Below are 12,022 nucleotides of genomic sequence, written 5' to 3' on the forward strand. Positions count from 1 at the left end.
GAAATTCGTATTGCGATTGCCCCTTAAACTCATTTTCAAATTTGTCTCAAAATTCCCCTTTATTGTTTAAAATAAGCAAGATAATTGTTTAGGCTTCTGGTATGATATGCAGTAATTTTAATTGACTAATCATTACAATATGAAAATTCTTTTTGGTGTTCAAGGAACAGGAAATGGTCATATTAGCCGATGTCGAACTTTAGCCAAAGCGCTAAAAAAGGCAGGCGCTGATGTTGAGTATATTTTTAGTGGGCGTGATCCAAAAGATTATTTTGATATGGACGTTTTTGGTCATTATAAGACTTTTCGGGGTGTTACCTTTGCAACAGTCAATGGAAAGATAAATTTTCGTAAAACGGTTCAACGCATCCGTGCTTTTCGGTTAATTAAAGATGTTCGCGAACTGGACTTATCAAAGTATGATTGTATTATTAGTGATTTTGAGCCGGTAAGCGCTTGGGCTGCTCATCATCAGCATCGAGAATGCTTAGGTATCAGTAATCAGGCGGTTTGTCAGTATTTAAAACCCAAAGAATATGGACTGATTGCAAATGTGATCATGAAGTATTATGCGCCAGTAACCAAGCCAATTGGTTTACACTGGTTTCATTTTGGACATAAATTATTGCCACCCATGATTGATTCATTTCAAGTGGCGCCTACCGAAAATGGTTCCATTGTTGTTTATTTGCCATTTGAAAATATGACTGAAATTGTTGAATTACTTAAACAATTTGCTAAACATCAATTTATCTGTTTTCATCCAAATATAAAGCAATTATCACAAAACGATAATGTTACTTTGCACCCTCTTTGTCGTGACGGTTTTATGGATGCGGTAATAAGCTGTTCGGGGATTATTTCTAACACGGGATTTGCACTGATATCTGAAGCATTAGTTTTGGGTAAAAAGATTTTGACTAAACCTGTCTCGGGTCAGTTTGAACAAATCTATAATGCTCAATGTTTACATACATTAGATATGGCAACGGTGATGGAAACCTTAAATAGCATTAAACTTAAGTATTGGTTAGATTTACCTTCGCCAAAACCAACGGTCTATCCTGATGTTGCAACTGAACTTGCTAATTGGATTGTTAATGGGCAAAAAGAGTCTTTGCTTTCTTTAAGTCAACGACTTTGGGCGCAAACTGTTTTTCCCGAAAATGTAAATCAACGAATTAAAGCTTTAGGTTATGTATAAACAAACTCACATGACACTTAGTATTATTGTTGCCATGGCACATAATCGTGTTATTGGTTTTAACAATCAGATGCCTTGGCATTTACCTGCGGATTTGGCATGGTTTAAAAAAAATACGCTTAATAAACCTGTTATTATGGGCAGGAAAACGTTTGAATCTATCGGCAAAGCGTTACCCAATCGACATAATATTGTTATTTCAAGGCAAGCAAAAACCGAAGCCGAATCAAATACAAATCCTAATATAAGTTGGGTCACATCTATTGATGAGGCACTGGTAGTGGCCAATAGTCAACAATGTGAGGAAGTCTTTATCATTGGGGGTGGCAATATTTATCAGCAAGTTTTACCGTTTATCAATAGACTTTACTTAACGCATATTGATGCTGATTTACAAGGTGATACTTATTTCCCTAATTATGCCCCCGAAACTTGGCAATCAGTTTTTCAAGAACATCATCAAGCTGATGATAAAAATCCTTACGATTATTACTTTGAAGTGTTAGAACGTAACTAAATCACATTACGAAATGATGTCTGAGCAAAACTTAAGGGGGTGAGGGTGGCTTAAAAAATAGCTCACCCTTGGTGGCGTCTTGCTTCAATGACATCGGGTAGCTGTTTTATTTTATTGAGTATACGATTTAACGAGTCTTGATCAAAGATTTCCATGTCGACATCAATGTTAGCCAATTGTTGCTTCATATCACTTCGACTTATTAATCCAAGCACATTGACTTTTTCGTTAGCTAAAATGGTTGTGATATCACGTAATAAGCCACTCCGATCGTTAGCGACGATCTGTATCACCATGGTATAACTTGAATTGGTTTCATTACTCCAAACCGCACTGGTGATTCGTTCAGGAGCGTGATTTTTTAAATCCTGTAACTGTTCACAATCCGCCCGATGAATGGAAATGCCTCGCCCTTGAGTCACAAAACCGACAATTGGATCACCGGGAATAGGACGACAGCAATTTGCAATAGTGCACATTAAATTACCGACACCTTCAATAATAATTTCACTTCCTTTTTTATTACCGGTTTTATTGGTATTTTTCGTTTGTGAATTGGATTTTTGAACAATTTGTTTTAATGCCGCTTCGTCTTCTTCTTCAGCGGTAGGTTTATTGACTTGGGCATTAACAAAATTGACCAATTGATTTATTCTGACATCACCACTACCAATACCGGCAAGAACTTCATTAAAGGAATGGGCGTTATATTTATCAATCAGCATTTTTTCAACGCTTTTCAAACTGATATTTAAAGGTTCCAGCTCATCTTCTAAAATTTGTTGACCAGCTGCTATATTTTTATGTCGATCTTGTTTTTTAAACCATGCCTGAATTTTAGCTCGTGCCCGACTACTATTTACAAATCCGGTATTTGGATTCAACCAATCTCGGCTTGGATTAGGTTGTTTTTGAGTGATTACTTCAACTTGATCGCCCATTTTTAGGTTATAAGTAAATGGTACAATTCGTCCTCCAACTTTTGCACCAATACAACGATGACCTACATCACTGTGAATATGATAGGCAAAATCAAGCGGTGTTGAGCCAGTAGGCAAATCAACCACATCACCTTTAGGCGTAAAGACATAGACTCTATCATCAAAAATCTGGCTACGTACGGCTTCTTGTATTTCACCGCTTTCAGACATCTCTTGTTGCCATGTTAATAATTTTCGTAGCCAAGTAATTCGCTGATCATAAGCAGTCATTTTATCAGTACTGCCTTCTTTATATTTCCAGTGTGCAGCAATGCCTAATTCAGCATCATTGTGCATTTGCTCAGTTCGAATTTGAATTTCAATCGTTTTATTTTCTGGGCCATACACTACGGTATGAATTGATTGATAACCATTTGGTTTGGGGTTGGCAACATAATCATCAAATTCTTTAGCAATATGTTTATAATGACTATGGACAATACCTAATGCGTTATAACAATCTTCAATACGATCACAAATAATCCGTACAGCACGAATATCATAAAGATCTTCAAATTCAAGGTGTTTGCGTTCCATTTTTCGCCAGATACTGTAAATATGTTTCGGGCGTCCATAAACTTCTGCACGAATATGATCTTTATTCATTAACGCTTGTAGATGCTTAACAAAATGATTGATATAGGATTCACGATCAAGGCGTTTTTCGTGTAATTTTTTAGCAATAAAGCGATATTCATTCGGATAGAGATAACGGAAACAAAAATCTTCCAGCTCCCATTTTAATTGACCAATTCCTAAACGGTTGGCAAGCGGTGCATAGATGTTAAAACATTCTTTAGCAGCTAGGACTTGTTCTTCTTGTGGAGCATTTAACAGATTACGTAAATAAGTGATGCGTTCGGCAATTTTTATCACTACACTGCGAAAATCATTAACCATTGCCAATAACATACGGCGGATGCTATCAATCTGTTCAGACGTTGCACTGCCATTACGGATGGCGCGAAGTTGACGAATTTCTTTCATTCGAACAATGCTAGAAATAATGTGCATCATTTCACGGTCAAAATCTTCAGGAATATCTTCTCGACGTATAATCTTAGTTTCAAGGAAAGGGAGCAACAAAGCCGCACATAAACTGTTGATATCCATATTAAGTGTGGATAATATTTCAACCATTTCAACGGCATTTTGAAAACAGTAGACTTGCTCAGCTGCACCGGCACTGCTTTCAAAGCAAAAATCCCAGACTTGTTTAAACGTCTGATAACTATCCGCGTTAGTCAGTTGTAATTCTTGTTTTGCCCATTGTTCGACATCAAACTGTGCAAGAGAGTAATGCTCTTCACTATGTTGGTGTGCTCCTCTAATTGATACCATAATTATGATCCTGATTTGGTTAACAACAACATTGATTCAATATGTTTAGTTTGTGGAAACATATCTAAAATTGCTACTTGAGCAATGTTATAACCCGCTTGAGTTAACACTTTGCTATCTCTCGCTAATGTTGCGGGATTACATGAGATATAAACAATTTTTGACGGAGCCATTTTAACAATTTCTGTCGTTGCATTAAATGCCCCAGCTCTGGCAGGATCTAATAAAACTTTATCAAATTGTGATTGATTCCATGTAAAAAATTGTTGATTATCGTCTAAATTACTTGTTAAAAAATGAGTTTCGGCACAAACCTTATTGCTATTTAATATAACGTTTAATTTCGCTTTTTCAACTAGTTCTTCTACGCCTTCAACGCCCGTTAATGATTGACAATAGGTAGCCATAGGTAATGAAAAATTACCCATACCACAAAAGAGATCTAACACTTTATCGGTTGATGTTAATGTTAGCCAATCAAGCGCTTGTTCAATCATTTTTTGATTAACGTTGCTGTTAACTTGAATAAAATCCAAAGGACTAAAAGTAAGCTTTAACTGATTAATTAGATAATAATGTTCCGTATGGCCGGTAATGTGTTGTAAATTTGTGCCATGAAAGTAGAGTGAAATACCATTTTCTTCAGCGAAGTTTGATAGTAACTGAGTGTCTTCATTGGTCATAGGCAAAGTATGCCTTAATACCATGGTAATGCCACTATCAACAGCAACCAATTCAATATGCCCAAGCGATTTTCTTGATTTAATTTGACGTAATATTTTTTGCAAAGGAGCGAGTAACTGATCCAAGCTTTCGACCAACACTGGACAGTGTTCAATATTGATAATTTGATTTGATTCAGCCTGACGAAAACCAATAAATAATTCACCTTTTACAATATTTATTGAAAGTCGGGCTCGTCGGCGATAATGATAAGGTTGATCAGCAATAATAAGCGGTGCTGAATGAGTGATATGGGTTAACGATTGCCCACTTTCTTTTTGTATCAGATTAATGAGCGCATGATACTTTGCACTTTGCTGCAAATCCGTTGAAATATGCTGCAATTCACAGCCACCACATTTTTGATAATAGCCACATAATGGTTTTACCCGTTGGGCACTTTGATTGTGGTATTTGATGACCTTCGCTTTAGCATAATTTTTTTTATTTTCTGTCAACTGGATATCAACAGTTTCATCGGGTAAGGCTGATTTAACAAAAATAGTTTTGCCTTTGTGATTTGCAATTCCTTGTCCGAAGGCATCTATCGCTGAGATGGTGACCGTTAATTTTTGTGGAGCTTGTTTTTTTGAAGGTGGAGTGTAAAAAATAACCATATAAATTCAACGTTATGTTAACCGTTTTAACAATTCTGTTTTGACATGTAAAGGAACTAAATTGGTAATATTGCCACCATGATAAGCAACATCTTTCACAATGGTTGAAGAAATAAAACCAATAGTCATCGATGGCATTAAAAATAAAGTATCTAAATCCGGTTTTAATGCGCGATTCATTTCGGCTAATTGTCTTTCGTATTCAAAATCTTGAGTGGTTCGAACACCTCGAACAATGACCGTTGCATTATGAGTTTGTGCAAAATCTGCCATTAAATTATCAAATCCAATCACTTGTACATTAAGTAAGTGTTCAACTGAACTGGATGCTAAATTGACCCGTTCTTTCAAACTAAATAACGTTTTTTTATTCGGATTTTCCGCAATTGCAACAATTAATCGAGGAAACAACAGCGAAGCTCGAGTAATCAAATCGATGTGCCCGTTAGTAATTGGATCGAACGTTCCCGGAAAAATTGCAGTTAAACTTTTACTTTTCATCAATCATAATGTCCATTTGCCATGATAGCTCTATCATACCGAATTCTTATCAAAATTGTTAGGGTAACTTGACAAAAAGCTTTGATGGTTTTATCGGAATATTCATCGTTGGTTATAAACGCGCATTGAATAAAATTGAGGTGTTACCGTGGTAGTAAGTCCCATTAAATCCAGTTGGACTTAACTCCATTGGTGTTAGCTCATATAGCATTAAGTGTTCATTTTTCCGTTTACATACTCAATTGATATAATATTATTCAATTAAAAATTGATAGATAGTTTGATATTGATAGGTTTCATCAGGTGTTAACCAACAGCTAGGTTGTGGCCATTTGGGGTGATGTGGGCTATCTGGTAGAAATTGTGCTTCTAGCGCGATACCTGCATAATTGTCATATTCCCCATTATGACGGTTAGGTGTATGTTGCAGAAAATTACCGGTATAAACTTGTAACGCTGGTTTGGTCGTTATGACATTCATGGTCACTTTATTATCGGATGAGGTTAATTGCGCGGCAATTGTCTGGGTTTTGTCCAGTAAATACGCATGATCATAGCCACCTGTTTTTTGTCGTTCAGAACTTTCAAGTAATCGGTCTGATAATCGTTTTGCTTGGCGTAAGTCCATATCAAATTCAGCGACACTAGCTAAATTGTCATCAGGTATGCCATGATTATCAACGGGCAAAAATTGGTTAGCATTGACTTGTAAAGTGTGATTGAGGATAGTGTTACTTGTTTCGCCATCTAAATTAAAATAAGCATGATTGGTTAAATTTACCACAGTAGTTTGCGTGGTAGAGGCATTGAACATGATGATAACTTGATTATTATCGGTAAGTTGATAGGTCACTTGAACTTTCAGTTCACCGGGATAACCTTGATCACCATCGCAAGAAATTAAACTGAAAATGACTTGTTGATTAGATTGATCATCAATTTGCCATAATTGCTTATCAAAGCCTAACTTTCCGCCATGAAGCTGATTTTTACCTTCATTGGCCACAAGCGGATAGCGTTTATCGCCTAATTCAATAGATGCATGAGCAATACGGTTAGCATAACGCCCAATAGTTGCACCTAAATAAGCCTGTTGTTGTTGATATTGCGCTAACGAACTACAACCAAGAAGTACTTCACGATTTTTATTATCAACCGGTATTAAGCAAGAAAGCCAAGTCGCTCCCCAGTTAGATAATTTAATCTGCATCCCTTGCTTATTAGATAGTGTAATGATCGTTGTTAAAGACATATGGCGTGCGCTCCTTCACTTGGTTGACAGATATATATATCTTCTTTAATACCAAATTTATTCTGATAATTATTGCTTACAACGGTTTTTACTGCATCAACTTTATTTTTATTTACCAGTGCAACAACACAGCCGCCAAAACCGCCACCTGTCATACGAACTCCACCTTGTTCACCAATAACATTGTTGATAATGTTCACCAGATAATCGATAGCAGGTACTGTAATTTCAAAGTCATCACGCATTGAATTGTGACTTTGCGCCATTAATGTCGATAGTAATTTGTAATCACGACGTGCAAGTGCATGAGATGCCAGTAAAGTCCGTTCATTTTCGGTAATGACATGATGTGCACGTTTAAAAACGCTAGGATCAAGCGTTGGTTTAATTTTCAATAAATCTGATAATGTGGCGTCTCGTAATGCTTTTACGCCCAGCGCTGTTGCTGCTGCTTCACATTGCCTACGACGAGTATTATATTCGCTATCGACTAATCCACGTTTAATATTTGAGTTAATAATAACAACAGCTAAATCATCGGGTATTGAAACCGGATGAACAGAGAGCGTACGGCAGTCAATAAGTAAAGCATGATGATCTTGTCCAAGTGCCGATATTAATTGATCCATAATTCCACAATTGCAACCAACAAATTGATTTTCCGCTTCCTGACCGATTAATGCTAATTTAGTGCCATCTAAAGGTAAATTATTTAGAACTTGAAACATTTTGCCGATAGTCACCTCAAGCGAAGCCGATGAACTCAATCCTGCACCTTGGGGGACATTACCGCTAATTGCTAAATCAACACCATAAAGTGTATTTGCATAGTTTTTTAAATGTTTTACTACACCTCGAACATAATTAGCCCATTGATATTGTGAATGTTTCTCAATAGGGGAATCTAGCCAAAATTCATCTTGTTGATTATCATAGTCAACGGCAATTACACGTATTAATTTATCGGTACGTTTATGGCAGCTTATTACTGTGCCATAATTAATCGCACAAGGTAATACAAAACCATCGTTATAATCGGTATGCTCACCAATCAAGTTGACTCGCCCTGGTGCTTGCACAGTGATATCGGGTTGATAACCAAATAGGGTTGCAAAAGCTTGTTTAGTTTTATCGATTAATGCTTTCATCTATTTATCCTTTTTATCTTTATAATGAACATCACTGACATTGCGGAGTCTTTCAGCTGCCTGTTCAGGCGTTAAATCCCGTTGTACTTCAGCTAACATTTCGTAACCTACCATAAATTTTTTGACTGTCGCTGAACGAAGCAAAGGAGGATAAAAGTGAGCATGAACTTGCCAATAGTCAGTGGTACCTTGCATAAATGGTGCGCCATGCCAACCCATAGAATAGGGGAAAGAGCAATTAAACAAATTATCATAACGACTTGTTAATTTTTTCAGCGCCACCGCTAAATCAATCTGTTGGCTGTCGGTTAATAAGGTTAATTGTGCAATATGTGTTTTGGGTAATAATAACGTTTCAAATGGCCATGTTGCCCAGAAAGGCACGACAGCAAGCCAATGCTCTGTTTCAACAACTATTCGCTCACGATAGATCAATTCTTTTTGGGCATAATCAACTAATAAATTGCGGTGATAGGTTTCAAAATAATGATGCATATTCAGGTCTTCACGAGCGATTTCATTTGGGATAAAGCTATTTGCCCAAATTTGTCCGTGTGGATGAGGATTAGAGCATCCCATTACTGCACCTTTGTTTTCAAATATTTGCACCCAAGGATAATTTTGGCTTAGTTCTTTTTGCTGTGATATCCAAGTTTTAATTACTCCCTCAATTGCCTTTAAGTCTAATTCTGGCAAGGTTTTACTATGATCGGGGGAAAAACAGATTACTCGACTGGTTCCTTTGGTGCTTTGCATTTGAAAAAGAGGATCATCAGCTGGCGGCGAATCAGGGGTATCATCCATTAATGCGGCAAAATCATTAGTAAATACAAAAGTACCTGTATAGTCCGGATTTTTATCACCCGTGACCCGTTTATTGCTGGGGCACAAAAAACAGTTAGGATCGTAACTGGGTTTTTGTTCTTGATTTAGTGTTTCTTGTTGACCTTGCCAAGGTCGCTTGGCTCTATGCGGTGACACTAAGACCCATTGAGCCGTTAATGGATTATAACGACGGTGGGGATGATCAACAGGATTAAATATTTGCATGTTTGCCTCTTTTAACATATTGCTGGTATTCATCTTTTTTATTAATCTTGAGGATAACCTTGTGGGTTATTCGATTGCCAATTCCAAGAATCTCTGACCATATCATCAAGCGTTAATTGGGTTTTCCACCCGAGTATCTGTTCTGCTTTTTTTGCATCTGCCCAAAATGCGGGTAGGTCGCCCGCACGTCGGGGTGCGTAATGCCACTTTAACGGTTTTCCTGACGCTTTCTCAAATGCTTCGATGACTTGTAAAACACTATACCCAACACCTGATCCTAGATTGTAAATATGGACACCGGGTTGATTATGATCAGCTTTTAATGCGGCGATATGACCATCAGCTAAGTCAACAACATGAATAAAATCACGAACACACGTTCCATCTTGCGTCGGATAATCATTTCCAAACACCGCCAATGATTCTCTTTTTCCTACAGCAACTTGGGTAATAAATGGCATAAGATTATTAGGAATACCAAGAGGATCTTCGCCTATTAATCCACTAGGATGAGCCCCCACAGGATTAAAGTAGCGTAGTAAAGTCAATGACCAATCAGGTTCGGCAATAGCCAAATCCATAATACATTGTTCGACCATTAACTTACTTTTTCCATAAGGGCTGGTTGGTAAACCTTGTGGCAAGGTTTCAACATAAGGTACGGGGGCTAATTCACCGTAAACGGTTGCGGATGAACTAAAAACTAATTGTTTGACGCCTGCATCACGCATTGCCTTCATTAACACAATGCTGCCATAGACATTATTTTCATAATACTCAAGTGGTTTATATACCGACTCACCGACGGCTTTTAAACCCGCAAAATGGATCACTGCTTGAATATCATGTTCATTAAAAATTTGCGCTAATAAATTGGCATCTCGTACATCACCTGGATAAAAATTGATTGGCTGATGCGTAATTTGTTGGATTCTTTTTAATACCGATGCTTTACTATTGAATAAATTATCTATCACAATTGGCGTATAACCTGCTTTAATCAATTGAACACAGGTATGACTTCCTATATATCCACAACCACCAGTAACGAATACTTTCATATAGAAACCTCAATTTATCTTAAATTGTTAAAAATTTGGTTATTGTTGTATTTCAGACGGGTGTTTATTTTTAGGTATGAATAGATCCCAAGGCCCTCGTCCGGATAAAGTGAAAGATGAAATAAATGTAAAACTAAATGCAATCAAACCAAGCACCAGATAGGCTCCTGTAAATCCAATTTCGACATACATTAGACCTGCAAGTGTGGACATAAACATCGTTGAAAGTTGTTTAGCAAAACAAAATGCAATCAAATAAACGGTTGCCGATAATCGTATAGGGAAGTGTTTTGTAATATATTTAAATGCCCCGACAAGTAATAGTGGCGCTTCAAACATGTGTAAGGTTTTTAGAATAATAACTTCAACTGCATTGCTGGCAAATGCTGAGCCAGTTATACGAATTGACATAATAGCACCGGCAACTAATAACGTATTTTTGCTACCAATTTTTTTCACAATCCATGGAGCAAAAAACATGACGGTTGCATTTAAAATTTCACCGAGAGTTGTGACATAACCAAAGGCTTCTTGACCGACTTGTTCACTGGAAAAAAACGACGTAAAAAAGTTTGCAAACTGCTGATCAAAAACATCATAAGTACAGGCGACGCCAATTATATAAAGCATAAAACACCAAAGTTTCGGCATTTTTAATAAATCGACTGCGAGTTTAAAATTAAAGGATTCAGGCTTATTTAATCCCATTTGTTCAACGATATCCGTGGTGGAAGTTTTAGCGGGATCGGCTAATTTCACTAAAATAAGTAGAAATAATGCAAAACCAGAACAGAGCCAAAAAACCGCATTAATGTTCTTCGAAATCATAATTCCAACAAATGATGCACAAATTGCCCAACCAAAACAGCCAAACATACGGCAACGCCCAAATTCAAATCCACTGCGTCTGCTTATTTTTTCAACCAAGGCTTCAATAGCAGGCGCACCACCACTAAAAACCATGCCAAGATAAAACCCTCCAGCTATCGCACCGACAGTAACATTAAATTGTAGAAGTGGCCCTAACACATAAATAAAAAATGGCCCAAACAAGACTAACAGTAGAGTAATAAGCCAAAGGAGATGTTTTTTCAGTCCTAATTTATCTGAAATTAAACCGAATAAAGGTTGGAAGAGTAGTGCAAAAAATGAAATAAACGAAAAAACATAGCCAGTTTTTGCTTCATCAAGCCCGTTCATTTTCAGCCAAACGGGAAAGAATGGGCAATAGGCACCCATGATGAAAAAGTAGAGAAAGAAATAAAAACTGAAAATCCAATAATTCTTATTATGTCTTGCTGACTTAGTATTTTGATTCATAATTTACTTCCTTTAATCGAATTTGAATGAACATGCATTCATTAGGAAATCGTTTACATATTTTTTTATGGATGAACTTGCTGCTCTTTTATGGTGGATAGTATCACCATAAAATGATGAAAAAAGTGATCTAGATAACACTTTATGAAATCGATTACATTATTTTTGTTGTTTATGAGTAAGATGTTTTGTTGATGACGATGTTTTAATTCAACTCAAAGAATTCAAGAAGATAACTCTATTCTATTTAATATTATCAATTTATTGATGAGGCGATTCTGCTTACAATGAAATATAGCGTTAATATG

10 protein-coding genes are annotated in these 12,022 nt (G+C 36.7%); 2 read left to right on the top strand and 8 right to left on the bottom strand.

The window, feature by feature from the left end:
- The first annotated feature begins 139 nt into the window (after window positions 1-139).
- The gene (locus tag J3U35_RS02645) at window positions 140-1,204 is read left to right on the top strand and encodes an MJ1255/VC2487 family glycosyltransferase (RefSeq protein ID WP_267359372.1); all 1,065 of its coding nucleotides are present in this window, start codon (window positions 140-142) and stop codon (window positions 1,202-1,204) included.
- Window positions 1,205-1,214: 10 nt separating this feature from the next.
- The gene (gene folA / locus J3U35_RS02650) at window positions 1,215-1,721 is read left to right on the top strand and encodes a type 3 dihydrofolate reductase (protein ID WP_267359492.1); all 507 of its coding nucleotides are present in this window, start codon (window positions 1,215-1,217) and stop codon (window positions 1,719-1,721) included.
- A 62-nt stretch (window positions 1,722-1,783) separates the two neighbouring features.
- Here folA and relA read toward each other — a convergent pair whose 3' ends face one another.
- The 8 genes from relA to J3U35_RS02690 all read right to left on the bottom strand — a co-directional run bounded on the left by relA (window position 1,784) and on the right by J3U35_RS02690 (window position 11,714).
- Window positions 1,784-4,042 (bottom strand): GTP diphosphokinase, encoded by a 2,259-nt coding sequence (gene relA, locus J3U35_RS02655; protein WP_267359374.1) that lies wholly within the window; start codon window positions 4,040-4,042, stop codon window positions 1,784-1,786.
- Between the two features lie 2 nt (window positions 4,043-4,044).
- The gene (rlmD, locus tag J3U35_RS02660) at window positions 4,045-5,382 is read right to left on the bottom strand and encodes a 23S rRNA (uracil(1939)-C(5))-methyltransferase RlmD (RefSeq protein ID WP_267359376.1); all 1,338 of its coding nucleotides are present in this window, start codon (window positions 5,380-5,382) and stop codon (window positions 4,045-4,047) included.
- 12 nt (window positions 5,383-5,394) lie between these two features.
- Window positions 5,395-5,883, bottom strand: coding sequence for a pantetheine-phosphate adenylyltransferase (coaD, locus tag J3U35_RS02665; protein ID WP_267359378.1), 489 nt, complete (start codon window positions 5,881-5,883; stop codon window positions 5,395-5,397).
- Between the two features lie 253 nt (window positions 5,884-6,136).
- On the bottom strand, window positions 6,137-7,135 hold the full coding sequence (gene galM / locus J3U35_RS02670) for a galactose-1-epimerase (RefSeq protein WP_267359380.1): 999 nt from the start codon (window positions 7,133-7,135) through the stop codon (window positions 6,137-6,139).
- Window positions 7,126-8,283, bottom strand: a complete 1,158-nt coding sequence (galK, locus tag J3U35_RS02675; protein ID WP_267359382.1) for a galactokinase — start codon at window positions 8,281-8,283, stop codon at window positions 7,126-7,128. Before galK ends, galM begins: the two co-directional genes overlap by 10 nt.
- Window positions 8,284-9,333 (bottom strand): galactose-1-phosphate uridylyltransferase, encoded by a 1,050-nt coding sequence (gene galT, locus J3U35_RS02680; protein ID WP_267359384.1) that lies wholly within the window; start codon window positions 9,331-9,333, stop codon window positions 8,284-8,286.
- Window positions 9,334-9,374: 41 nt separating this feature from the next.
- On the bottom strand, window positions 9,375-10,394 hold the full coding sequence (gene galE / locus J3U35_RS02685; RefSeq protein WP_267359386.1) for a UDP-glucose 4-epimerase GalE: 1,020 nt from the start codon (window positions 10,392-10,394) through the stop codon (window positions 9,375-9,377).
- A 39-nt stretch (window positions 10,395-10,433) separates the two neighbouring features.
- Window positions 10,434-11,714, bottom strand: coding sequence for an MFS transporter (locus tag J3U35_RS02690; protein WP_267359387.1), 1,281 nt, complete (start codon window positions 11,712-11,714; stop codon window positions 10,434-10,436).
- Between the last annotated feature and the right edge of the window lie 308 nt (window positions 11,715-12,022).

It is taken from the genome of Gilliamella sp. B2717 (assembly GCF_026536675.1).
Taxonomy (GTDB): Bacteria; Pseudomonadota; Gammaproteobacteria; order Enterobacterales; family Orbaceae; genus Gilliamella; species Gilliamella apicola_I.